The organism is Streptomyces sp. MA5143a, from assembly GCF_900290235.1.
Classification (GTDB): domain Bacteria; phylum Actinomycetota; class Actinomycetes; order Streptomycetales; family Streptomycetaceae; genus Streptomyces.
In genome coordinates, this window is the sequence record NZ_OLMK01000043.1 from 62,163 (window position 1) to 85,378 (window position 23,216).

Genomic DNA, 23,216 nt, shown 5'->3' on the forward strand with positions numbered 1-23,216 from the left:
GCCGGATCGCGAAAGGCGGGGTGAGGCCAAGGCTTTGCTAAGCCCCGGTCGTGGACCCGGGCCGCACGATCATCAGCACCGTCACGGTCGCCCACAGCAGGTTGAACACACCGGTGAACATGGCGAGTCGCGCCGTGGTCCTCACACTCACCGCCGACCCGACGGTGACGGCACCCTCGCCCTTGTCGCCGGTCGCGGGCCCGGCCGCAGCCACCCCCTCCAGGATCTCCTCCTGCCGCGGCAGCACCAGCGCCAGCAGCACCATCGCCGCGAGTGCCGTCAGCAGCATCGACGCGATGAGCCAGGCGTCGCCGAGCACCCCCATGCTCATCGCCGTGACGAAACCGAGCGCGGGCACCGCGATACCGACACCGCCGTACACCCGGCAGATCCGGTGCAGCAGCCGCAGCGACGACACGGCCCGCTCGCTGCCGGGCTCGGCCAGCGCCTTGCGGGCGCTCGGCGGGAACATACTGGCCGCGACGGTGATCGGCCCCACGGCGACGATCGCGGCGAGGACGTGGAGGGAGAGCAGCAACTTGGTCACGCCGGGACGCTAAGGCGCGCGACGGGCCGGTGGGAGTGGCGGGATTGCCAGTCCCCAACGGATTCTCGCCAGCAGGGGTCCGTGATGAACGGGGCAGTGAGCCTCTGCTTGGCGAGAATCCGGCGGAGCCCTACCCTCCCGCCATGCACACCGTGGCCGTACTGGCGCTCGACCAGGTCATCCCGTTCGATCTCTCCGCCCCGATCGACACCTTCGGCTGGGCCCGGCTGCCGGACGGCCGGGAGGCGTACCGGGTGCGGGTGTGCTCGCCGACGGGGGACGCGGAGGTGCCTGCGGGGCCGTTCACCGTGCGGGCGCCGTATGGGCTGGAAGCGCTGGCGGAGGCCGACACGATCATCCTGCCGGGGACGGCGGACCCGACCGGCCCGCTCCCGCCGGGCGTGGCGGAGGCGCTGCGCGCGGCGGCGGCCGACGGGACGCGTATCGCCTCGGTGTGCGTCGGCGCGTTCCTCTTCGCGGCGACGGGCCTGCTGGACGGGCTGCGCGCCACGACCCACTGGATCGCGGCCCCGGACCTGGCCGCCCGGCACCCGAGGGTGACCGTCGACCCGAACGTCCTCTACGTCGACAACGGCCAGTTCCTGACCTCGGCGGGCGCCGCCGCGGCGCTGGACATGTGTCTGCACATGATCAGGAAGGACTACGGTTCGGCGGTCGCCGCGTTCACCGCGCGGATGTGCGTCATGCCGTTGGAACGCGAGGGCGGCCAGGCCCAGTTCATCGTCCAGGACCAGCCCGCGGCCCCGGCCGGCGCGACCCTGGAGCCCCTGCTGCGCTGGCTGGAGGCGAACGTGGAGCGGGACCTCACGCTGGACGACATCGCCGCCCACGCCGGCACCAGCGCCCGTACGCTGAACCGCCGCTTCCGGGAGCAGACGGGCACGACACCGTCGCAGTGGCTGCACCGGGCGCGGGTCCGCCGGGCCCAGTACCTCCTGGAGTCCACCGACCACACGGTCGACCGCATCGCCGGCCAGGCGGGCTTCGGCTCCCCGACGGCCTTCCGCGAGCGGTTCAAGAAGGTGGTCGGTACCAGCCCGTACGCGTACCGGCGCGCGTTCCGGGGGGAGCGGCCGTAGCGGGTGGGCGCGTCAGGGGCCCGGACGCTCCGCGTCACGCCCGGCGGTCGGCCACCACCCAGGACGCCAGGGCCACCGCTCCCGCCACGCCGAACACCGCCGGCCAGGCGCCCACCTTCTTCGCCAGGGGATGCGACCCGGCGAACGCGGCGACGTACCCGGCGGTCAGGGCGCCCGCGGCCCTGCCTCCGGCCGCGCGCTGCCACTGCTGGGCCGCGGCGGCGCCCGCGACGGCCAGCACGGCCCCGCCCAGCTGCCGCTTCTTCGTCCAGCGGGCCACCCCGTACCCGCCGATGAGCCCGCTCGCGGCCACCGCCGCCGCAGGAACCTTCGCCATCGTCCGCCTCCTGGTCGTCGCAGCGCCGACCGTGTGCTGTCGCTTGTCGCGCGCTGTCGCCCCGAGGCTAACCCTTCTAGCACCCCACTCGCCGAAGCTGAGTCGGGGCTTGTCAACTTTCCTCCTCGGAGTTATATAAGAAGGCGTAGGAAATCACCGGGCATCGCATCCAGTGCCTGATGAGAGGAGTGACCCGTGATGCTCATGCGTACCGACCCGTTCCGTGAGTTCGACCGGCTCGCGCAGCAGGTGTTCGGCACCGAGAACCGGCCGGCCGTCATGCCGCTGGACGCCTACCGGGCCGGCGACGACTTCATCGTCCACTTCGACCTGCCGGGCGTGGACCCGGAGACCATCGACCTGGACATCGAGCGCAACGTCCTGAACGTCCGCGCCGAGCGCCGCTCCCCGGCCCCCGAGGGGACCGAACTGGTCGCCGCCGAGCGCCCGACGGGTACGTTCACCCGTCAGCTCTTCCTCGGCGACACCCTGGACGCCGAGCGCGTCGACGCCTCCTACGAGGCGGGCGTCCTCACGCTGCGCATCCCGGTCGCCGAGAAGGCCAAGCCGCGCAAGATCCAGATCAGCGGCGGCAGCGAACGGCGCCAGATCGACCGCTGACCGGCCCGGACGACCGCGAGGGGGCACCGGTTCGCGCCGTCGGACGGCGGCGTGATCGTCCGGTGCCCCAGGCTTCCCATCGGCGAGCCGGCGTCGTCCCCTACGGGCCGCCGTCCGGCTCGCCGGCTCATGATCGCCCGCGGGACACGCCGATGGCCGCCTTCCCGTCGGCCGTACCGGTGCCCGCCTTTCCGTCGGCCGTACCGGCGCCCGCCTTCCCCAGCGCCGCGCGCTTCGCCGCGAGATGGCGCTCGATCACCTCGCGGTCGTCGGCCCCCAGGACCCGTTCCTCCACCGTGCGCTGCACGTCGCCGACGGTCTTCGCGAGCTTCGTCTCCGCCTGGCACCGCGCGTCCGCCTCCGCCGTACGGATCTCCTCGCGGGCGAGCGCCCTCAGGGCGGAGGGGTCGCCGGAGACCTTCGGCAGCCGGTCGTTCAAGCGCTTGCGAACCGCCTGGAGACCGGCCACGCGATACCCGGCCTCAGCCATGCAGGAGGACCAACGCCGCATGGCCGCACGGTAGCCGGGATCCTTCTCCACAGCGGTCAGTACGCGTGCCGACAGCGCGGCGACCACCGGCTCCGTCCGGTTCCAGTCGGCGCCGTAGACCTCGACGCGGGCCGCGTTGACGCAGCCGTCCGTCGAGTACTCCAGCCGGGAGCCGTCCGGGAGCGCCACCGCCACCTTGTGCTCGGCGGTCCCGAGAAGGGCCCGTTGCCAGGCGGGGTCACGCGGCTCGTCGTCCCGCGGTGGCGGCGAGGACCGCAGATGCAGGAACTCCCCGACGATGCCGTACCCGTCGGTGCTCGCCCGCCGGGCGCCCAGCAGCCCGTACGGGTTGGTCTCCTCGCCGCGGGAGGACGCCGTCCGGGGCCGCGACGAGTACCGCAGGCCGCGCTCCGCCATGCACCGCACGATCGCCTTCTCCTGGAGGTCGTGCAGGCGTACGGCCTCGCTGTGAGGGAAGGACGCGGCTCCCGCCAGCGGCCGCACATCGGGCGGCTCCGGCGCACGCGCCGGCGCATGGCCGGCCGCCCCCGGGAGGGAGCAGCCGGCCACGGTCAGCGCCGCGCACACCGCCGCGCACACCGCAGCGAACACAGGGGCGTGCGCGAATCCCGTGGCCCGTACGGTGCTCGTGCCGCGGAGTCCGCGGAGTCCGCGGCGCTCGCGGGGCGCGTCGGCGTCGTGGTTCACACGCACCAGTCGTTGGAGGCGACGTTGTGCCACCAGACGGTGTTGGCGAGGGTCGGGTTCGTCCAGCCGCGGTCGAGGACGTAGCTGGAGCCCGTCTTGTTGAGGCCGGAGAAGATGCGGACGTTGCAGTTGTTGCCGTGGTTGTAGAGCGACTCGGCGTTGTTGAACTTGTTGTACTGGAGCAGGTTGTTGTTGTCCCCGTACACGGTGCCGGGATCCCCCGCGCCGTTGGTGCCGAGGTAGGCGCACAGCGCCCCGGCGGGACAGTCCGACCACGCCGCGTTCGCGGGGCCGGCCGTGGCCAGCGTGCCGACGGCGGCCATCGCCAGACCACCGAGGGCGATGCCGCCCCGGACGAGCATCCGATGCATTCCGAGTTCCTCCACTCTGCGAAGCACTGCTGCGACTCGTTGCGCGCCGCCGCGCCGAACTCGTCGCGGCGGCTCCACGCCAGCACCGCCCGGTGACCACCGGGCCCGTGGCGCTCATGCGGCAGCAGCCTCACGCAGGGACCAGGCGTCCCGTCAGGGGAGAGGAAGGGGACAGGACGTCGTGGGACACGGCGACCCCGCCCGCCTCACCCGTCGTACGCGCCGTCCCACCAGTTCGGGACGCCGGGGACGGCACGCGGGACACCGTGGGACACGACGGGGGGAACGCCCGCCGCGTCGGCGGCACATGGGCAACGCCCGAACGACCCGCGGGCCCCGCCCGTACGCTCCGCCCACCACCCGGCCGCCGCCACGGCCAACGCCCCCACGGCCATCCCCGCGGCGAACCACTCCGCCGGTGACAGCCGGCGGGAGGACGGCCACCGCTCCCACCGCGCGTCGGCCTGCGCCCCGGCCGGTCTCGCCTCGGCGGCGACGGACTCCTCGGATCCCTCCAACAACAGCAGGGCCCCCGCCCCGTCCCCCATCACGGAGGCGAACTGCTCGACGGCGTCCCTGGGTACCGGCTTCTTGCCGTTGAGGAACCGCTCCCAGGACGACCGGCTGTAGTGCGTCCGAGCCGCCAGCTTGGCGAAGCTCAGTCCCGACTGTTTCTTCAGCCTGCGCATCTCCCCGGCTATCAGCTCGCTCATGCGTCCCCCTGCGTCCCCTTGGTCGTGTGGGCTCACCGTTCAGGAAACAGGGCGGTGAGGAGCGGAGGACAGACGTTTCACGGCCGATTTCGAGGCATCCGGCAGGGTGCGGGCCACCCTGTACGGCGAGTGTGACTCACGTCACGGTATGGAGCCGCCGGAAGTGGATCGCGGCGTCGGTCAGTGCTGGCATGCTCATGCTTAGCTACTGGACGGTAACCGTCGGTCATCTGCCGCCGCCGTGTCGTGCGCGCGGCCCTGCCGTCATGCCGCCCCCCCGTGTAAGCGAAACCCCCCACCACACCGATCCCGAGGATCACGCGTGCACAAGCTCAGACGACATGCCCTGCTCTCGGCCCTCTCGGCGATCACCGTCGCCACCCTGGTGGCCACCGGCTGCTCCCACGACTCGTCCTCCACCGCCGACAAGGCGCGCGCGGCGGCGGCCGAGACCCCCAAGGCCGCGGCGGCGGAGGAGCAACTCGCCGTCGTCTCCGCCCCGACCGACGAGGCCACCCCCGCGGCCGTGGCCGACGGGAACGCCGTCGACCAGGGCAAGGCGAAGAAGTCCACGCTCAAGGTCGCGTCGTACGACAGGAAGACCGGCCGCGCGGTCATCGCGGCACCGCCCGCGCGGGACACGGAGCCGACGCCGGACCCGTCGGCGTCGAAGCCGGCCGCCACGGGGCCGGGGGCGGGATCTGACGCCGAGTCGGGCGAGGAGTCGGACGCCGAGTCGGGCGCGGCGGCGGAGCAGGGCCCGGATGCGGAGCGGGACTCGGGGTCCGGGAGTGGCTCGGGGTCCCGGAGTGACTCGGGGTCTGCGGATGAGGGCTCCGGGGCGGAGCGGGGCTCCGCGCCGGGTTCGGCCCCCGCGTCCACCCCGGCGGCCGGCTCGCGCCCCGTCGCCGTCGGCGATGTCATCGCCAGCGCCCCCGCCCCCGGCGCCCCCGACGGCCTGCTCGCCAAGGTGACGGACATCGTCGGCACGACGCAGGACGGCAGCGGTACGACCGTCCAGACCGAGCCGGCCGAACTCAACTCCGTCCTCGGTGAGAGCAAGGCGGACGGCACGGTCCCCGTCGACCCCTCCACCATGGACGTCGACCCGCTCGTCCAGGGAGTGAAGGTCTCCTGGGCGAAGACCGGTGACCTCACCTTCGGCCCGCAGGGCGCGAAACTCCCGCTCGGCAGCCTCCGGATCGACGTGGGTGCCGCCGTGGAGACCGCGCCCGGCGCCCCCGCCTCGGCCGCCGCGTCCGTCCACGGCTTCGTCCAGCTCGCCCCCGAGGTCGCCTTCTCGTACGACGGCTCCGGAGCCGGTACGGGGGCCGCGCCCGGCGGAGCGTTCCTGGGACTGACCGGTGACTGGGCGTCGAAGTGGTCGCTCAAGGGCCGCGCGGCCGGCACGACCGACGGCAAGCCGGTCCGCGTCCCGTTCGCCGAACTCCACGCCGACCCCGTCATTCAGGTCGGCCCGGTCCCGATCGTCGTCAACCTGGACCTCGTCTGCTACTTCCAGGTGGACGCCGACGGCCGCGTCACCGTCGACGTCGAACAGGACCTGAAGGGCGACTTCCGCGTCGGCGGCAACTTCACCTGGGCCAAGGGCTGGACGGGTGTGAGCGAGTCCGACATGACCGGCGAGCCCCTGAAGGCGACCGTCACCGCCACCGGCAAGGTCAAGGCCGCCCTGGGCGCCGAGGCCACCATCGGCCTCTACGGCACGGTGGGCGTCACCGCCGACCTCGCCCCGTACCTGCGCGCCGAGGCAGACGCCACGGCCGAGGGCTCCGCGAACGGCACCGGCTCGGCGAAGGGTGCCTGGGCCCTCTACGGCGGTGTGGACCTCACCGGCACGCTGAACATCCAGCTCTCCATATTCGGCACCCCGATCTTCCAGAAGAAGATCCCGCTGGGAGCCCTCCAGAAGGAGTGGCTGCTGACGAAGGGCGAGGCGGCGACGGCGTGACCCGTCGCCCCACCGTCTGAGAAGGGGGCTCTCGGCCGAGGCGATGCCGCCCCCGTGCGCCGACCGGATGGTGGGGGACATTCGGACGGGCGCCGGCCAAGAGCCCCCGCGCGCTGCCGACTTCGGGCCGGCGGTGGAGTGGGGCTCGTCCACGCGCACACCGACTCTCGCGGCCCACGGGCCCGGCCCGCCTCCCCCCTAAGACCGACCCGGCCCGGAGGGACCGCCCCAAAGCGGGCGAACCGATGGGCCTTTCGGCCTACTGTGAGGCCATGCGCCAGCACGCCAGCCGGACGAAACGGTGACCCGACCCACCCCCGAGACGGTGGAGGACCAGGCCTCCACGGTCCGCACCCTCCTTCACCACCTTCACCTCCCCCTCGGTCCCCAGCACTACGTACGAGGAATCCTCCCCGCCCCCGAAGGCCGCCCCGCGCTCCGCTTCGCGACGGGCCGCCGCAAGGCCGCGCCCCCCGACTTCCGCCTCTACGAGATCCCGCTGACGCGGGCCGGGGAGTCCATCACCCCGCACCACCTGCTCGCGCTCCTCCGGGCCGCCCACCGAGGCACCCGCCTCTACTCGTCGAGCCGCGTCGAGGAGACGATGGGCATGACGGTGATCCACCTGGACCCGTCGGAAGACCCGACGGCGAAGGAACCCGCCGCCCACCGCCGGCTCTCGCTCCTCACGGCCCTGACCTGCCCCGCGACGGACGACCTCCCCTCCCTGCCCCTGGTCGGCTTTCTCCCCACAACCCCCGGCACGGTCCGCCTCTACCTGGCCCCGCCCTCGGCGCCGGGCATCGTGGCAGCGGACGTACGCCTCTCCGGCCCCCTGACGGCGATCGAGGCGGTGCTCCCTTCCGTGCTCCGTGAGAAGGAACGCCGGCGGAAGGACAAGGGGGACCCGCACTGTTGGCGTCGGGTGGACCTGAGGGACTGGTAGGGGTCAAAGACGGTCGGCACGAAGGCGGTCGGGACGAAGGTCGGCGACGAGCCGGAACCGTTCCAGGACGGCCGACGTCGTGTCGTCCACGGTGAAGCCGGGATCCCCCAACGCGGCACGCATCTCCTCGCTGTGCCAGAACCGCTCGTGCCCCTCCCGCCACTCGGCCACACTGGTGTGCCCCTCCCCTTCGTCCACCACATGGGCGAGGTCCACGTCCGCCAGCGGGGCGACACGCACACCGGTCACCTCGATGACGGCGACGGGCCGCTCGTCGGAGTCCACGACGACGGAACGGTCCCCGACGGCCGGCAGAGCCTCCCCCTCGTGCTCGTAGTCGACGACGAGCCCGGTGGTGGAGGTCTTGGCCCCGTCGAGAATGGCGGCGACGAGCCGATCCCGCAACGGACCGGGAAAGGCGAACTCGGCGGTGGGCAACGAACCGAACTCCGCGAGCGCCTCGTGTCCCGGACGAGCGACCGACGCCTCTCCCGTGACCGACGCCCCTTCCTCTTCCTCCACGGAACCCATTGCAGTCCCCGAACCGGCCCCGCTCATCGCGGCGCGCTCGGCCGCACTACGAAGGACACAGAACTCATTGCCTTCGGGATCGGCGAGGACGGCCCAGCCGGCCCCGTCCGGCTGCCGTCGATCGGCGACGAACGTGGCGCCGAGCCCCAACAGCCGCTCGACCTCCGCTTCCCGCGAGGTCGTGGGCCGCAGGCACAGATGGAGCCGGTTCTTGACGGTCTTGGGCTCCGGCACCTGGTTGAAGTAGAGGACCGGCCCGTCGGACAGCATCACTTGAGTCTCGTGGTCGCCGGGCCGTGCGTCGGGATGCACGGGGCTACCGGTCACCGCGCTCCAGAACCGAGCCAACCCGTAGGCGTCCGCACAGTCGATCGCCACGTTCTCCAGTACCGAGGTCATGCGGGTGAGCCTGGCGGAGCGGAGACGCGCCCCGCCACCGAATTCAGGTGGGCCGTCCCGCAGTCGACCGGATGGGTACCGCACGCCCGACAACTGAGTAGGAGCACTCAGGCCCGCGGAGGCGGACCGCACCGACGATGGGGATCACCCTTCACATCACTCATCTCACTCATCTCACTCATCGAAGTGCAAGTCCGGGAGACCCGCATGCTCAGCCGCCTCGCCGACGTCCTGGTACCGACCGTTGGACGCCTCACGGTGACCGCCGACGCGGACGCCGTGCTGGCACCGGGCAGCATCATCGCCGCGAACCACACGTCGCTCGCGGACCCGGCCATAGTCCTGGCCGCGCTGCACCGCCTGGACGTCCACCCGGTGGTGATGGCGGCGGCGGGCCTGTGGCGCATCCCGCTGCTGGGCCGCGCCCTCACCCGCGAGGGGCACATACCGGTCCACCGCAACGACCCCCGCGCCGCGCGGGCCCTGGACCATGCCGCAGCCGCGCTGCGGGAGGGCCGCCTGATCCTCATCTACGCCGAGGGCGGCATCCCCACCCGCAAGGACGCGTCCGAAGCGCCCCCGGCCCCCTTCCGCACGGGCCTCTCCCGCCTGGCCCAACGCACCGGCGCCCCGGTCATCCCGGTAGGCCAGGCAGGAGCCCGCCGCGTCACCTCGGGCAACCCGGCCAAACAACTGGCGGGCCTGGCGACGGCCCCCCTCCGCCGCCCCGACCTCCACGTCCACGTGGGTGCCCCGCTGAACCTGACCGCCGACCCCGCGGTGAGCACGAAGCAGGCGCACGGCGCGGTGACGGCGGCTTGGCGGACGGCGGCGGGGCGGTTGGGGGAGGCGGCGGCGCTTGCGGCGTAGGGCGTTTCGGGGGCGTATCCGTGGTGGAGCCGACGCGGGAATGAGGCCCGCGTTCAACTTCGGACCGATAGGGACGCCCGGCCACGCCCGCCCGCCCGGCGGAGCACGGTCGCCATCGACCCGAAGCACCCCGTGCCCTTGACCTGAGGGGGAACTGCCGTCCGGGCGTCAGCCACTTCTCCGGCAAGTGCCCCCCCTGCCTTCCGGAGGCCACCCTGCCGCTCGCCCACGTGCTCGTCATGGGTGCTTCGACTCCGTCGGACCGCAATTGCTTCGCCCCGGGGCACGCGAGATTCGTATCCTGAAGCGCGTCCGCAGAGAGCAGACCGGTCCGTATCGGAGGCGTCCCCCGTTGACCACGGATCTCAGTTCCGTCACCGGCGTCCGTCAGAGCCTCGCAGTCATCCTGCCCGTGCGACTCACTGTCCCACCCACGTGGCCGACCGGGCCGATCCCCTTCGATCTGGGCAGCCGTCGTACCGATGTCTCCACACGGCAGACGTACTTCAACGCGGCTGCCGCCCGCGCCCTCTACGGCACCACCGAACGGCCGTGCCGCTGGCACCGGTTCATGGACATACGGCACGAGGCGCTGTGGCTGCGTGGGATCGAGCTACTGCTCACCGCCACCGCGCGACACCCGCACCAGGCACTCGCCGTGCTGCACTTCGACGTCGAGGGGCCCGCACTCCTGGAGGCGCTGCGCGCCATCACCAACCGTCGGCCCGCAGACCCGAACCCTCTCGAAGGCCCGCTGTCCCCGGCAGTGCTACTCGACGGCGTTGCGGAGACGCGCGTCGTCACGGCGCCGTTCGCCCTCGCCCACCCCTACACGGTCGCCTTCCTCACCCCGGACGCGCACCATACGCCCGCGCTTCGCAGTGCCGACCGCCTCCCCGAGACCGCCGACCGGTGGCTGTGGTCCCTCGCATCCCGCTCCACAGAGACCGATTTCCCGGTACCGCTGGAGGCATGGCCGGACCGGACGGCTCAGACGCTTCGACTCTCCGCCGACTGGAGCGCCCTGGTACTGCGCCACGGAGCCGCCTTCCTCGGCCATCGCGCCGATTCCGGGGACGGCGACTTCTATGCCTTCGCGGAACTGCACTGCCGTACGGTGTACCTCGACGCCCTGCTGCTCGGCACCATCCAGCGTGACCACATCGACGAGCTGACGGACAGTCTGTCCGGCATCTTCGACGGCCCGAAACTCGCTCACCGGGTCTCCGCTCTGGAACGGCACATCGCGGGCTTCCGCAGTACGTACTGGCGTCAGCACCTCACGGCTCACGGCCCGGCCAACGACCTGTTGCTGTCGTTTCAGGCGCAGTACCGTCTGTCGGCCCGATTCGGCGAGATCCTCGCGGAGGCGGCCGAGTACGCCCGTCTGGTGCAGACGCAGGAGAGCCAGCAGATCGCGGCAGCTCTGGGCGTTCTGACCATCCTGGGTCTTCCCTTGGGCACTGCGCTGAGCATTCTCCAAGTACTCGACATGAAGGGCTTCACCGCCCTAGTCGTGGCGCTCGTCGCCGCCCTGGCGACCACAGCCCTGGCTCTCACCACCCGCTACGGCCGCCTGGTCGTGTCCTCGCTGCGGGGCAGAAGCCCCGGCGACGTCCGCTGACAGTACGACGGACGCTACGGCCGGTCCGTCAGGTGCCTCCACACTTCGAGTACCCCGGGAGCGCTGTTCGCGTACAAGATCGACTGGATACCGTCTGTACCCTCCGCTCAGCAGCCTGTTACTTTCCGACCTGCGGACCAGGGAGAGAAGAGGATGCGGGCAACGGGGTGACGGACAACGAGGGTGAGCCGCTCCGGCTGTACAGAAAAGCTCTGAGGTACGCGGAATCGGACCCCGAGGTCTTCCTCGGCACTGCGAGGAGAGCAGCGGAGTCGATCCTCTTGGACATTGCCCTTCGCGAGGCCGTCGGATCCAAGCCGACGCTCGAGGCCCTTCTGACGGTGCTCACGGCCAAGGGGCTGGTACCTCCCAAGGTGGTTCCGGCCGTTCGTACGATCCAGAACTACGGCAACTACGGCAGTCACGCCCAGGATTCCCCGGCCGAGGAGATCTCCGCCGAAGACGTCCGACCGTGCCTCGACGCCCTGACACAGCTGGCCGTGTGGTACGGGCAGACCAGCAGCTCCCTGGCGGAGGAAGCGGCCAGGCACAGGCTCGCGGATCGCCGACGCGGTACCGGAACGACTCGTCTCGCTGACTCGACCCTGATCGTGATCAAGGCAGTGCTGTTGGGCTGCGGTCTTGAGAAGGCGGTGGCCCGGCGCAACCATCGAGTGCTGCCGGTCCAACTCCCTTGGTCGGACAACCTTGTACGGGACGTGTCCACTCGCCTGCTCGACGTCGCGGTCTACAACGAGCAGCGGTCGCTCCGTCTGCTCGAATCGGACCAGGAGATCAGCGACCGGGTGGTGACAGTGGGGCGGGTCGGCTACTCGATGGGTGGCCGCAACTTCTATCTCCTCGCGGCCCGCGACGGGCGCTGGGGCGGAGTGACGGCCGAGGAGTTCCTGGAGCATCCCGCCGGTGCTCAGATCGCGGTGCCCAAGCACAGCGACATGTTCGACAACCTGCTGTCGGCGCTGTCGACGGACGAGGCGGGCCTGGCTGACATGGGAGTGAGCATTCTCGATGTTCCTCATCACCTCGGCCTCGAACTGTTCCACCTGAACCGCGACGTTCTCGCGGTGGGCGGGCAGAATCTGCGGATGCACGCGCACGACGACGACGCGTATTTCGAGCTGCTCAACTCCGAGATGCTTCCGGCCTCTACACAGGTGCGTTTGCGTTCCGCGGCTGCCAATGTGCTCGTCGCGAACCGGACGTGGCTGGAAGAGCTGAATCTGCGCCCCGTGGAGCTGCACAGGCAACTGATGCGGTCCTTTCACGACATCGGATCGGACGACGAGAGCTACGAGCGCCTGGTCCGCGACCTGGTCACGCACGCTTCGTTCCCACCGGAGAGCCCGCTCGACAACCGCGAACGGCTGGTACGCCATGTGCTGTTCGAGAGTTATCGCTGGGGTCGGCCGTCATGACCGCCGTGAGGCGTGTACTGGTCGTCGGAGGAACGAACTTCGACATCATCGCCCAGTCGGACCGGGTCCCCGCCGAGCACGAGAAGCTGCGCGGCAACGCGTGCACCACACTGCCGGGGGGTGCCGCGGCGAACACCGCTGTGGGGCTGGTGCATCAGGGATGCTCGGTCCGGCTGGTGTCCGCCGTAGGCGACGACACCGCAGGCGCGATGTGTCTGGAGGTGTTGCGGGCGCGTGGCGTCGACACCTCGCTGGTGCGGGTGCAGGCCGGAGCCCGGACGAGCATGGCGATCGTGATCGCGTCGCCCGACAGCAAGAGGATGCTGACCTTCCAGGGCGCGGACCGGGACCTTGCCTTCAGCGCCGTCACGGAAGAGGACGTCCGCGGCTCGGATCACGTCCATGTGGTCGGTGACCCCACTCCGGCCCTCCAGCGCGTCGTCGGTCTCGCACAGCAGGCCGGGTGCGGCGTCTCCGTCGAGTGGAACGGCAGAGACATGAGCACGCTGGCGCCGAAACGATCACTGAACTTCATGAACGCCGACGAAGCCGCCCGCCTTCCACTGGCTCACGGCCCCGACGTCACCTCCACCGCACGGCGCTACGCCGAGCTCGTTTCGGGAGACGTGATAGTGACCTTGGGCGCCGAGGGCGCCCTGTGGGCCACGGCAGACGGAAAACTGTTCCACCAACCAACCGTTCCGGTGGAACCGGTCGACAGGACGGGGGGCGGTGACGCGTTCGACGCCGGAGTCATCGCGGCCCGACTCAAAGGGGAGCCGGTCGCGGCCTGTTTGCGACGAGGTCTCGACGCGGCACTTCAAGTGATCACGAAAGTAGGAGCTCACCCGTGACGAGATGGCTTGGTGTTGCACTGCTTCCGCGTGCGGACCATCTGCGTGCGGCCGTACGACTGCAGAAGGACGTCGGCGGTGACGTGGCCCTTGAGCCCCCACTGCATCCGGACGGCAACCTGCCCCATGTCACGGTCTTCCAAGGACCCTTCACCGACTCACTCGACGCGGCTGAGGCCCTGGAGAGCATCGGTACGTCGGCGGCGGGCGCCGGCCTGCGGGGCGAGGTCGCCCTGTGCAGCGAAGGAGTGGTGTACCAGCCCACAGGCTGGCTGTTCCTCGCCCTCGAACGCCCGCCGCTGATCGAAGACCTGCAGAAGACCGCACTCACCACGCTGGCACCTCATCTCGACCGCGCGGCCTTCGACGGAACCAAGGACCTCTCCCGCTTCACGGCCGACGAGCGTGCCAGTTTCAAGAAATACGGTTACCGCTACACGGGAGACGCCTACGCGCCGCACATGACGTTGGGCCGGGCCTCGGAGGACGTCGCCCTGGACCTGGTCCGCACCGCGTCACAGCGGGTCGCCCTGCCCAAGGACTGGGTCTTCGACCGGCTCAGCCTCTACGTCATGGGCCAGCACGGCGCCCATGCCGAGACGTTGTTCGACAGGCCACTGGACGCGAGGTGACCAAGGTGCCTGAGCCTCACCGGCGGCGGGGACTGCCCGCACTACACGAGTTGCTCGCGGTCGCCGAAGAGGCCGTCGACGAGGCCGTCCGGTGGTTGTCGTCCGCCGGGGAGGAATGGTCCGCGACGCGGCTCAAAGCCTCCGGCGAGGAGGTGACGGACGCCGACGTCGAGGTGGAGGCACGGGTGACGCGGGTACTTCAGGCGCGTACACCGGAGATCCCGGTCGTCGGCGAGGAGTCGGCGACGGTGCCCGATGCCCCGCTGCCGCCGTGCTGCTGGTTGCTGGACCCGATCGACGGCACGATGAACTACACGCGCGGCGCACCGATGTACGCGATCTCCCTGGCCTACGTGGAGGAAGGTGTCCCTCTGCTGGGGCTGGTGCACGCCCCGTCCCTGGGCCGACGCTGGTCGACCGGGCCGACTGCCCCCGGCTCGGTGACCAAGGGCGCTGCGGACGGCCAGTTGCGGCGCGCAGTCGTCGCTGTCTCGGGCACCGGCTCGGGCAGCGCGCACACCCGACGGTTCCTCAGCCGCGTCCAGGACGAGGCATACCGACTCCGCATGCAGGGCTCCATGGCCCTGGACCTGGTCGGCGTCGCAGAGGGCTGGCTCGACGCCTGCGTATGCATCGCACCCAAACCCTGGGACGTCGCGGCCGGGGTGGCCCTCTGCCTCGAACGGGGATACGCGGTTCTCGGGGCGGAGGGGCGGGCGTTCTCCTTCGACTCACCGGTACTCGTGGCGGGGGACCCCGCGCTCGCGCTGGCCGATCTGTGGGGAGGGCGCTGACGAGCCGCGGCGCCACGCGCCGCGCAGCGGCGCGCATGGGGGACGGCGCGGGAGACGAGCAGCAGTGCCACGCGTGCTCGGCGCACTGGACTCCGCCTCCCTGTGGGCGAGCTCCCTTGCCATCCCGGTTCTCGCAGATCGCGTACGACACGAGCGCCGGTCCGACTTCGATAGCCGGGACGGCAAGCTGATGACGCTGTTCGCCTGCTCGAAGATGCTCAGGCCGTACGCGCACCTGGAGGACCCACGGCAGGAACCGGCACGGCGCATGGCCGAGCAGGTCGTCAAGGAGCTTCAGGCAGGCTGAGGCGAGAGTGGTCTCGAAGGAGCACCTTCAGAGCCCGGCATCCCGTACGGCCCCCACGAAGTCGGCCCAGGCCTCGGAGCTGAAGGACAGCCGCGGGCCGGAAGGGTCCTTGCTGTCTCGTACGACGCACCCGTTCCGCACGAAGGCGGCCTCCACACACTCGGTCCCGCTGCCCCCGCTGTATGAGGACTTGAACCACTGGTGCTCGGACCGTATCGGCATTACGACTCCTTGCTCATGCGGTGGATCAGTTGGGCTGAGGACTCGAGGTCGAGGGCCTGAGCTTTGAGGTACTGGAACGCCAACCTATATCGCTCCAGTTCCTGGGGCTTCTCCATGAAGAGGCCACCGCCGATGAGGTCTACGTACACGACATCGAGGTCGGGTTTCTGGCCGGCCAGAACGAGGAAGCTGCCAACGGCGGCCGCGTGAGCACCTGTTGTAAACGGGAGCACCTGGATGGTGATGTGGGGGAGCTCCGCCATGGTCAGCAGGTGGCGAAGTTGAGAGGCCATGACCTCGGGGCCACCGACGGTTCGTCGGATGGCGGCCTCGTCGATGACGCACCAGACGTGCGGCGGGTCTTTCCGCTGGAGGAGTTCCTGCCGCTTCATGCGGATGTCGACCATGTGCTGCACTTCCCGCTCAGGGCACTGTCTTTCGGAAGACCGGTGGACGGCCTCGGCGTAGTCGCGGGTCTGGAGGAGGCCCGGGATGAACATGCAGGCGTAGTGGTCCTCCCGTACCACCTCGTCCTCCAACGTGAGCATGAGGTTCATGGAGTCGGGGATGGGGTCGGCGAGCGATCGCCACCAGCCTTGGATCTTGGCGGCTTTGGCGAGTTCGACAAGGGCCAGCCGTTCCTCTTCCGGCGCGTCGTACTCGCGGCACAGCGCATCCACGGTGGGCCACTTGACCGAGCCCTCTTTGGTCTCGTAGCGGCTCAAGGTCGCTTTGGAGACGCCGACCCGGGCGCCGGCCTCTTCGAGAGTGAGCCCCTTGAGCTCTCGGAGACGGCGTAGATCGGCGCCCAACTGGCGCCTGCGGGTGGTGGGGCCTACTGCCATGCTTCGGGCCTTTCAAGTCGAACCGTCAGATCCTGGGGCTTCCTCGACTGCGTTCGCAACGTGGTGCGCGCCGGGGGCGTGCGGGCCAGGAGCGTGCTCCTACCGGCTCTAGATGAGAGTTCCATTTTGAGAGTTCCAATGCAACTCTCTGTGTGCAATCAAGCGCGGATCGCAACAGTAGTTGCGGGGCAGAGGAGTTGGACGATGGACTGCATCGCGGGCGTGCCGAGGAAACCCTGGAACCTTCCCTTCGTGGCCGAGCCGGAGGGGGTGGCGTCCCTCCGGCGGATCGTGCGCCTTCATCTGGGTCTGTGGGGCCTCCACGAGGTCATCGACGCTGCCCAGCTCTGTGTCAGCGAGCTCGTCTCCAACGTCATCAACCACGTAGGAGTCGGAACCCCCACCACACTGGCCGTCTCCATGAACGGCACCTGTCTACGCCTCGAGGTGCACGATCCCGACCCTCGATCCATGCCGACCCTCGTCGAGGCCTCGGACCTCGACATCGAGGGTGAGTCCGGCAGAGGGATGGCGCTGATCGGCGCCGTCGCTGACCGTTGGGGCGTCCAGCCCCACGCCGATCACAAAGTGACGTGGTGTGAACTCGCGACAGGGCTGACCTCAGACAGCGGTCACGCCGGTGGTGTGCCCGTTGCCCGAGCTGAGGCGATCCTCGCGTTGTACGGGACGGCGAGGCTTCCGCAGGCAGCCAGGCCCAGTGCGCTCACCGGGGCTGTTGCCGAAGAAGCGGTGAGCGCTCTGATCGCCGACCTGTTGCACTGGGTGAGAGCCCATGGACGGGACGCCGGCGACATCCTCGATCGGGCCCAGAGCCGCTTCGAGGCGGAGGCGTCCGCATAGGACGCTCCGCCTTCGGCGGTAAGTCTGCTGAGCAGGCTCACCGTTTGCCCGGGGCTTGTAGGCGATCACCGGTGGGCAGCGGGCCGCTATCCGCTGGTGATCGCCGAGTACGTCCAGACATCGGCCGGAAGCCTGTGCGTCAGGCGCCAGGTGATCGCCATCGGCTTGCTGCCGGTGTGCTCCACGTACGTCGCGGGACCGAGGAGCATCCAAGGGTGCGCCTTGCCGATGTCGGTGTCCTTGTATCGACGCATGAACAGTAGAACGTGACTACCTTCCTGTGCGTGGCGCTGATACCGCAGTCCTGTGGGGGAGTTCTCGGCGGTGGCGTTCTGGGATTCCCAGTGGAAGAGCGTGGGACTCAAGGCATAGTCCTTGTAGCGGACCGTGGGGGAGAAGTCCTTTTCGTTCTTATCCAGAGTGATCAGCAAGGTGTCGGTCTTGTTTTCCTCCACCCACTGCACGCCTTGCGCGAAGGACCTGGGCATCTGGCCGCCGAAGCGAGCCACCCCAAGCGCAGCCAGTATCTCGGAACGGTTGTAGGCGCTGTGGACCTTCAGCGGGAGGTTGCTGTGAGGGCCTGAGAGGGGGATCGGGAAATGGTCGTATTGTTCCATGACGTAGGACAGCACTTGCCGTAGCTCGTCGCGGAACACCGGCTGGGAACGCAGGGATTCAAGCCCCTGCTCGAAGCTGGTAAAGCCGCCTGCGTTGTCCCAAAGATTGAAGAACAGCATGCGGGCATACGCCTGATCATTCGGCGGCAGTTCCTCGTACGACGGGGCGTCATCGGAAAGGAGGCGGAGATAGGCCCGCGCGCGGTCGTGATCGTCTACGTGTAGGAACGCGTGGACGCGCTTGAGGAGTGCCGGTTCTCCAGGCGGCGCCGGTTCGGTGATGTCGCCGCTCTTCCGGAGAACGGTGGTCCAGGAGTTGTCACTCTTGTAGAGCTCCTTGATTTCACGGCGACTCTCGCGGAGATAGTCCGCGAGGCGGGGAGTGCGGTAATCCTTGACCTCCTTCACCAACGTTTTGACGGTTGCGCCGATCTGGGTGCGGATGTTGTCGAGCACCAGATCCTTGGACTTACCTTCCAAAATGATCTGACAGCCCGAGGGAAGCTGTGGGAAGTCGTGCTCGATGTGGTCGACCAGCCGGTTCCGGGACAGGTTCGTCAAGGCTCGGAACTGCTCTTCAAAGCGGAACTCCGCCCGGTGCTGACCGATGAAGTCGAGAACGGTGAGGACGGGTTTCGTCTCCGTGCGCCGCAGGCCTCGCCCCAACTGCTGGAGGAAGACCGTCGCGCTGCTGGTGGGGCGGAGGAGCAGCAAGGTGTCGACATCGGGGATGTCGAGGCCCTCGTTGAACAAGTCGACCGAGAAGATCACCTGAAGATTGCCGTCCCGTAGGTCGGCCAGAGCCTGCGCCCGATCCACGGCGCTTGAATCGCTGTCGAGCGCTACGGCTCGGAAGCCGGCCTGTCGGAAGAAGTCCGCCATGAAGTGCGCATGCAGCTTGGTCACACAGAAGCCAAGAGCCCGCATGGCTCCCGGATTGGAAACTTTGTCGCGGATCTGCTTGATGACGATGCGGGCGCGGGCATGGTTGCCCGTATAGATGTTCTCGAGGTCGCGATCAGTGTACGAGCCCTTCTGCCAACTGAGGTTGGTCAGGTCGGTCCCATCAGGAATCCCGAAGTAGTGGAAGGGGCACAGGAGATCGTTTTCCAAGGCCTCCCACAGCCGCATCTCAGCTGCGATACGACCGCCGAAGAACTCGTCTTGCACATTGCGCCCGTCCATCCGCTCAGGCGTCGCGGTGAGGCCCAGGAGCTCCTTCGGCTTGAAGTACTCAATGACTCGACGGTACGTGCTTGCCGTAGCGTGATGGAACTCGTCGATCACGATGACATCGAAATGATCGGCAGCGAGTTGCTCAAGCCGCTGGAGGTTGAGCGACTGGACGCTGGCGAAGACGTGATTCCACTCGCGCGGATCCTGGCCGCTATAGAGGAGCTCGCCGAACGATGCGTCGTCGAGCACCTCGCGGTACGTACGCAAGGACTGCTTGAGGATCTCCTTGCGGTGCGCTACGAACAGCAACCTCGGATTCCCGTTTCCTAGAGTCGTTTTCAGGTTTCGGTAGTCCAGGGCTGCCATGACCGTCTTGCCGGTCCCGGTTGCTGCCACCAGGAGATTGCGGTTCCGGCCACGGATTTCCCGCTCAACACGTAGGCGTTCCAGCATGTCCTGCTGATGCGGGAAGGGGCGGACCTCAAGCCCTGACAGGCTGATCTTGAGATCGGTCGTGGAGCCTGACCCGCTGGCCTGAGACAGTGCCCGGTCGAGGCGCTCACCGTCGACGTCCGGGTCATACAGTTCGAAGGCGCTGTCGTTCCAGTACGCGTCGAAGGTCGCCTCGAACTTGTTGAGCACTGCGGGAGTGGCAACCGATGACAGGCGTACGTTCCACTCCAGCCCGTCGAGCAGGGCCGCCTTTGAAAGGTTGGAGCTCCCGACGTACGCCGTGTCGAAACCGCTGTTGCGTCGGAACAGCCATGCCTTCGCATGCAACCGCGTGGAACGAATCTCGTAGTTGACCTTCACCTCCGCGCCGAAGTCACGGACTAGACGGTCGAGTGCGTGGCGGTCTGTGGCGCCGATGTAGGTGGTCGTGATGACACGGATCGGGACGCCACGTTCCTTTGCCGCGCGGAGCGGATCTTCGAGTACGCGCAGGCCGTACCACTTCACGAAGGCGCAGAGCAGATCGATCCGGTCTGCTGTGGCCAGTTCGGCGCGCAACTCACTGCCGAGGCTGGGGTCCTCAGGGGAGTTGGTGATGAGTGCGGTCTCGGAGAGTGGGGTGAGGGGGCGGATTGCGTAGACGCCGGGGGCCTCTTGCTCGGCCAGCGCCAAGAGCTGGCGAGGGCCGTCGGCGATGAGCTCGACAGCGTCACCGGCGTCTTGCTCAGGTGCCTCGGATGCGAGTGCCCCAATGATCTGGTTGGCCAACGCGACGCGCTTGTTGTGTGGCAGCTGGCTGAGCTTGCGCCCTATGGCCTGGCCGATGTGCCGGGCAAGCACATGCGGGGACGATTCCTCACTGACGTCTGCGTCGATCGCCTTCCAACCAGCCGTGCCCCACTGCTCCATCTGCGCCTGCATGCCCCGCGTGACGAGCTCCTCGTACACACCCGCGACGGGCTGTGACAGATCCCCCGGCTCCAACACACTGGCTCCCTTGATCGCTCAGTTGGCTGGGTCCAGTTGTAACAGGAGGTCGTGCAAGGCGGAGGTGCGTTGCCGCCGGCCCGTGGCAGTGTCAGTGCCCTCTGGTCAGATAGTCCTACTAATTGGACTGAGGGGCTGGAGTGGCGCAGTGGTCGACGAACGAGACGTGATCAAGCGAATAGGCGGGTTACGGCCGGCCCACCGTCCCACGGGGCAGCACCTTCACCGGCCCCTACTGCTGTTATGGGCCGTAGCTCAAGCCGTGCACGGCCGCCCGCGCGAGCAGCCCTGGTCGGTAGTCCGGGAGGCTGTGGCACCGCTGCTCAAGGCGTTTGCTGGCGCGTCAGGCAGCGGCCAGGACGTGCTGCATCCCTTCTGGGTGCTACAGAAGGACAATTTATGGGAAGTCGCGAGCGCTGCCGAGCTCGCCGCGACGAGTCAAGGGCGCCTCCCGGAGCTGTCTGCCGTACAAAAAGCGAACCCTCTTGCTGGGCTGCCGAAGCAGGACTACGACCGCCTGTCTGAGGACATGGAGTTGGCGGCTTGGGTAGTCAGTACCTTGCTCATACGCTTCTTCACTCCTATGCCTCCCTTGCTACTGGAAGGATTGGGGCTCAAGGAACTCGTGGCAGGGCAAGCCGCCACCGGATTACGCCCAGTCCCTGGAGAGCCCTACCGTTATCGCGTCGCAATCGCCGAGGTCTATGGCGGCAACCGCGTGCTGGGCATCACTCCGCTCGCGGACGGAATTCTCTCCGTTTACTCGGACGATAAGGGGCCGTATGCGGACCAGCGCCTCCCGGAGATGGACTGGATCGCGTACACCGGCGACGGGCTGAGCGGCGACCAGACCTTGAAGGCTGGCAATCGCAACATGGCGGAGTACCAGGAGCAGGAGAAGGCTCTGCGCTATTGGCACAAGCCCTACAAAGGTCACTGGACCTTCGAGACTTGGGTCGTCATCGTACAGCGCCGCAAACGCTGGGGGCGCGGACAGGACGGTCTACTGCGCCGAGAGTTCGTTTGGGTCCTTGCGCCTGTGCCCTCGCCCATCCGCGAGACCTGGCCCTCGGAGGTCATCGAAGCCCTCAGCGAGGATGACAAGCAACTGCATGACGACACGGTCGACGTCATCCCCGTTGAAGTGCACTCAGCGGCGCAGCCGAAGCCGATCAGTCCCCGAGAAAAGTACAAGCAGCTGACGGCAGCCGCGCGCCGCACGGCGGCTGGCCGAACCCACCAGTCCAAGCTCACTCGAGTGGAGCGCTACCTGCGCTCACCTGCCGCTCGTGAAGCCGTGATACTTCGCAGCGAAGGCCGTTGCGAAAATCCGTCCTGTTTGGGGCATCCCCTCGAACGCACGGATGCGGGCGCGCCCATTCTCGACGTCGATCACGTCAAAGATCTGGCACGGGGAGGCCCGGACGTTCCTGAGGCGATGATCGCTCTGTGCCCGAACTGCCATGCCCTCAAGACCCGTGGCAAAGACCGAGGCGAACTACAGAAGAAGCTGCTGGCCGTGGCCCGCACTCGACACAGGGGGTTCATGCAAGAAGCCATGAGGTCCGAGTAGGCCTCCCACCTTGCAGCATCAGGCCGTCTTTGGTCTCGCTCTCTATGGAGCTGCCGTAGGGCCGCCCGGAAGGTGGGTGGCCCATCGCGGCTGAGGGGAGGTCGGCTGGGTGGTGGGCCGGGGAGCCCGTTAGGTCAGTTCGAAGCCCCGTGGCACTCCTCATACGCCCGCCCCGACCCGCACCAGCACGCGCCGCCCCTCTGCGGTGGCCACTCCACCGCCAGCCCCCGCGCCGCCAGTGTCGTCGCGTACTGGGGGAGGAGAGTCGGGTCGTCCGGGGTCGTGCCCTCCGAGGCTGCGAAGGCCTCGTAGGAGGGGACCGTGCCGGTCACGATGCCCAGGTTCGGGGTGCCCGACGAGGCCAGTTCGCGCAGGGAGGACTCTATGGTCGCCAGGTGGTCCTCGTGCGACGGGTACTCCGCGAGGAGGCCCGGGTACGCCGTCACCAGTTCCGAGAGTTCCGTGGTCGGCCAGTGGAGCACCGCCACCGGGAACGGGCGGGACAGGGCCTCCCTGTACGTGCCCAACTCCGCGCGCAGGCGGGAGATCTCCGCCTGGAGTTCCGCCGGGTTGTCCGAGCCGAGGGACCAGACCCGTTTCGGGTCGTGCAGCTCGTCCAGGGAGACCGACGACGAGTGGAGGGTGTCCGCCAGCGCGTCCCAGTCGTCGTGCGGCGCGCCCAGCATGCGGCGCACCCGGTGGCGGCCGAAGAGGAGGGGGCGGGTCGCGTACGGGGGCTCCGCCACGTCCGTCAGCAGGAGCAGCGCGGCCGCCGTGAACGTGTCCTGGGCCGCCTCCAGCTCGTCGTGGGCCTCCAGCGCCTCCGCCACGATCACCCAGGGCGCCGGGTCCCGGGGAGCGGCCGCCCGGATGCCGTCGATGATCGCCCTCGCCTCGGCCTCGTGGCCGTACTCCCAGAGGTTCGACGCCTTCAGGGCCCGTACGAGGTGGGGGTTCTCCAAGGGGGTGGTGGAGGCGAGCAGGCGGTCGTAGAGGGCGGTCGCCGTGGGGCGGTCGCCGGCGAGTTCGCGGTGGGCGGCGGCCTGGATGAGGAGGTGTTCCGCGTCCTCCGGGTAGAGGTCCGCGGTCCGCTCCAGGCGGGCCGCCTCGGCGGGGTGGTCGACGTTCTCGGCAGGCGTGTCGGGGCGCATGGACGACACCGTACTGCCCAGGGAAGGCCCACGGGGTGGTGGTGCGCGGTGCTTCCGGCCGTTGTGGGTGGGGTGCGGG

The 23,216-nt window shown here is 69.0% G+C and carries 22 protein-coding genes and 2 pseudogenes; 13 read left to right on the forward strand and 11 right to left on the reverse strand.

Annotated features, from left to right (window positions below; all coding sequences use genetic code 11):
- Positions 1–37: 37 nt before the first annotated feature.
- Positions 38–547 carry a protease gene (locus SMA5143A_RS20220; protein WP_107464302.1) on the reverse strand — a complete coding sequence of 170 codons (510 nt, stop codon included), beginning with the start codon at positions 545–547 and terminating at the stop codon, positions 38–40.
- 143 nt (positions 548–690) lie between these two features.
- Between SMA5143A_RS20220 and SMA5143A_RS20225 the strand changes: the two genes are divergently transcribed.
- On the forward strand, positions 691–1,647 hold the full coding sequence (locus SMA5143A_RS20225; protein ID WP_107464303.1) for a GlxA family transcriptional regulator: 957 nt from the start codon (positions 691–693) through the stop codon (positions 1,645–1,647).
- 34 nt (positions 1,648–1,681) lie between these two features.
- On the opposite strand, the gene SMA5143A_RS20230 is transcribed toward SMA5143A_RS20225, so the two are convergent.
- Positions 1,682–1,984, reverse strand: a complete 303-nt coding sequence (locus SMA5143A_RS20230; RefSeq protein WP_099964775.1) for a hypothetical protein — start codon at positions 1,982–1,984, stop codon at positions 1,682–1,684.
- 198 nt (positions 1,985–2,182) lie between these two features.
- On the opposite strand from SMA5143A_RS20230, the gene SMA5143A_RS20235 reads away from it, so the two are divergent.
- Positions 2,183–2,605 carry an Hsp20/alpha crystallin family protein gene (locus tag SMA5143A_RS20235; protein WP_107464304.1) on the forward strand — a complete coding sequence of 141 codons (423 nt, stop codon included), beginning with the start codon at positions 2,183–2,185 and terminating at the stop codon, positions 2,603–2,605.
- A 127-nt stretch (positions 2,606–2,732) separates the two neighbouring features.
- Here the strand turns inward: SMA5143A_RS20235 and SMA5143A_RS43070 are convergent, their stop codons facing one another.
- The 3 genes from SMA5143A_RS43070 to SMA5143A_RS20250 form a co-directional block, all read right to left on the reverse strand.
- On the reverse strand, positions 2,733–3,803 hold the full coding sequence (locus tag SMA5143A_RS43070) for a hypothetical protein (protein WP_181361942.1): 1,071 nt from the start codon (positions 3,801–3,803) through the stop codon (positions 2,733–2,735).
- Positions 3,800–4,174: a peptidase inhibitor family I36 protein gene (locus SMA5143A_RS20245; RefSeq protein ID WP_107464305.1), complete on the reverse strand. Its 375-nt coding sequence runs from the start codon at positions 4,172–4,174 to the stop codon at positions 3,800–3,802. The genes SMA5143A_RS43070 and SMA5143A_RS20245 overlap by 4 nt, the downstream gene beginning before the upstream one ends.
- A gap of 206 nt (positions 4,175–4,380) precedes the next feature.
- A complete protein-coding gene (locus SMA5143A_RS20250) occupies positions 4,381–4,887 on the reverse strand; it encodes a helix-turn-helix domain-containing protein (RefSeq protein ID WP_107464306.1) in 507 nt (168 codons plus the stop codon).
- 322 nt (positions 4,888–5,209) lie between these two features.
- On the opposite strand from SMA5143A_RS20250, the gene SMA5143A_RS20255 reads away from it, so the two are divergent.
- Together SMA5143A_RS20255 and SMA5143A_RS20260 are read left to right on the forward strand one after the other, a co-directional pair.
- Positions 5,210–6,859, forward strand: coding sequence for a hypothetical protein (locus SMA5143A_RS20255; protein ID WP_107464307.1), 1,650 nt, complete (start codon positions 5,210–5,212; stop codon positions 6,857–6,859).
- Between the two features lie 301 nt (positions 6,860–7,160).
- Complete coding sequence (locus SMA5143A_RS20260; RefSeq protein WP_107464308.1) at positions 7,161–7,805, forward strand: hypothetical protein; 645 nt, start codon at positions 7,161–7,163, stop codon at positions 7,803–7,805.
- 3 nt (positions 7,806–7,808) lie between these two features.
- On the opposite strand, the gene SMA5143A_RS20265 is transcribed toward SMA5143A_RS20260, so the two are convergent.
- On the reverse strand, positions 7,809–8,336 hold the full coding sequence (locus SMA5143A_RS20265) for an ASCH domain-containing protein (RefSeq protein ID WP_181361950.1): 528 nt from the start codon (positions 8,334–8,336) through the stop codon (positions 7,809–7,811).
- 24 nt (positions 8,337–8,360) lie between these two features.
- A pseudogene (locus tag SMA5143A_RS20270) lies at positions 8,361–8,735 on the reverse strand (VOC family protein); the annotation flags it as partial.
- A gap of 207 nt (positions 8,736–8,942) precedes the next feature.
- Between SMA5143A_RS20270 and SMA5143A_RS20275 the strand changes: the two are divergent.
- The 7 genes and pseudogenes from SMA5143A_RS20275 to SMA5143A_RS20305 all read left to right on the forward strand — a co-directional run.
- Complete coding sequence (locus tag SMA5143A_RS20275) at positions 8,943–9,605, forward strand: lysophospholipid acyltransferase family protein (RefSeq protein WP_107464309.1); 663 nt, start codon at positions 8,943–8,945, stop codon at positions 9,603–9,605.
- Positions 9,606–10,017: 412 nt separating this feature from the next.
- Positions 10,018–11,229 (forward strand): hypothetical protein, encoded by a 1,212-nt coding sequence (locus SMA5143A_RS20280; protein ID WP_258193634.1) that lies wholly within the window; start codon positions 10,018–10,020, stop codon positions 11,227–11,229.
- Between the two features lie 167 nt (positions 11,230–11,396).
- Positions 11,397–12,665, forward strand: a complete 1,269-nt coding sequence (locus SMA5143A_RS20285) for a DUF4145 domain-containing protein (protein WP_107464311.1) — start codon at positions 11,397–11,399, stop codon at positions 12,663–12,665.
- Complete coding sequence (locus SMA5143A_RS20290) at positions 12,662–13,519, forward strand: carbohydrate kinase family protein (RefSeq protein WP_107464312.1); 858 nt, start codon at positions 12,662–12,664, stop codon at positions 13,517–13,519. The genes SMA5143A_RS20285 and SMA5143A_RS20290 overlap by 4 nt, the downstream gene beginning before the upstream one ends.
- Entirely contained in the window at positions 13,516–14,151 is a 636-nt protein-coding gene (locus SMA5143A_RS20295) for a 2'-5' RNA ligase family protein (RefSeq protein ID WP_107464313.1), read from the forward strand. The genes SMA5143A_RS20290 and SMA5143A_RS20295 overlap by 4 nt, the downstream gene beginning before the upstream one ends.
- 5 nt (positions 14,152–14,156) lie before the next feature.
- The gene (locus SMA5143A_RS20300; protein ID WP_258193635.1) at positions 14,157–14,945 is read left to right on the forward strand and encodes an inositol monophosphatase family protein; all 789 of its coding nucleotides are present in this window, start codon (positions 14,157–14,159) and stop codon (positions 14,943–14,945) included.
- Between the two features lie 85 nt (positions 14,946–15,030).
- A pseudogene (locus SMA5143A_RS20305) lies at positions 15,031–15,252 on the forward strand (hypothetical protein); the annotation flags it as partial.
- A gap of 27 nt (positions 15,253–15,279) precedes the next feature.
- On the opposite strand, the gene SMA5143A_RS20310 reads toward SMA5143A_RS20305, so the two are convergent.
- Together SMA5143A_RS20310 and SMA5143A_RS20315 are read right to left on the reverse strand one after the other, a co-directional pair.
- Positions 15,280–15,474, reverse strand: a complete 195-nt coding sequence (locus tag SMA5143A_RS20310; protein ID WP_107464314.1) for a DUF397 domain-containing protein — start codon at positions 15,472–15,474, stop codon at positions 15,280–15,282.
- Positions 15,474–16,319 (reverse strand): helix-turn-helix domain-containing protein, encoded by an 846-nt coding sequence (locus SMA5143A_RS20315; RefSeq protein ID WP_107464315.1) that lies wholly within the window; start codon positions 16,317–16,319, stop codon positions 15,474–15,476. The genes SMA5143A_RS20310 and SMA5143A_RS20315 overlap by 1 nt, the downstream gene beginning before the upstream one ends.
- A 204-nt stretch (positions 16,320–16,523) precedes the next feature.
- Between SMA5143A_RS20315 and SMA5143A_RS20320 the strand changes: the two genes are divergently transcribed.
- Positions 16,524–17,180 (forward strand): ATP-binding protein, encoded by a 657-nt coding sequence (locus SMA5143A_RS20320; RefSeq protein ID WP_107464316.1) that lies wholly within the window; start codon positions 16,524–16,526, stop codon positions 17,178–17,180.
- 86 nt (positions 17,181–17,266) lie between these two features.
- Here the strand turns inward: SMA5143A_RS20320 and SMA5143A_RS20325 are convergent, their stop codons facing one another.
- Entirely contained in the window at positions 17,267–20,347 is a 3,081-nt protein-coding gene (locus tag SMA5143A_RS20325; RefSeq protein WP_181361951.1) for a DUF3427 domain-containing protein, read from the reverse strand.
- Positions 20,348–20,723: 376 nt separating this feature from the next.
- Between SMA5143A_RS20325 and SMA5143A_RS20330 the strand changes: the two genes are divergently transcribed.
- The gene (locus SMA5143A_RS20330; RefSeq protein WP_181361943.1) at positions 20,724–21,986 is read left to right on the forward strand and encodes an HNH endonuclease; all 1,263 of its coding nucleotides are present in this window, start codon (positions 20,724–20,726) and stop codon (positions 21,984–21,986) included.
- Positions 21,987–22,120: 134 nt separating this feature from the next.
- On the opposite strand, the gene SMA5143A_RS20335 is transcribed toward SMA5143A_RS20330, so the two are convergent.
- On the reverse strand, positions 22,121–23,137 hold the full coding sequence (locus SMA5143A_RS20335; RefSeq protein ID WP_107464318.1) for an SEC-C domain-containing protein: 1,017 nt from the start codon (positions 23,135–23,137) through the stop codon (positions 22,121–22,123).
- Positions 23,138–23,216: the final 79 nt, after the last annotated feature.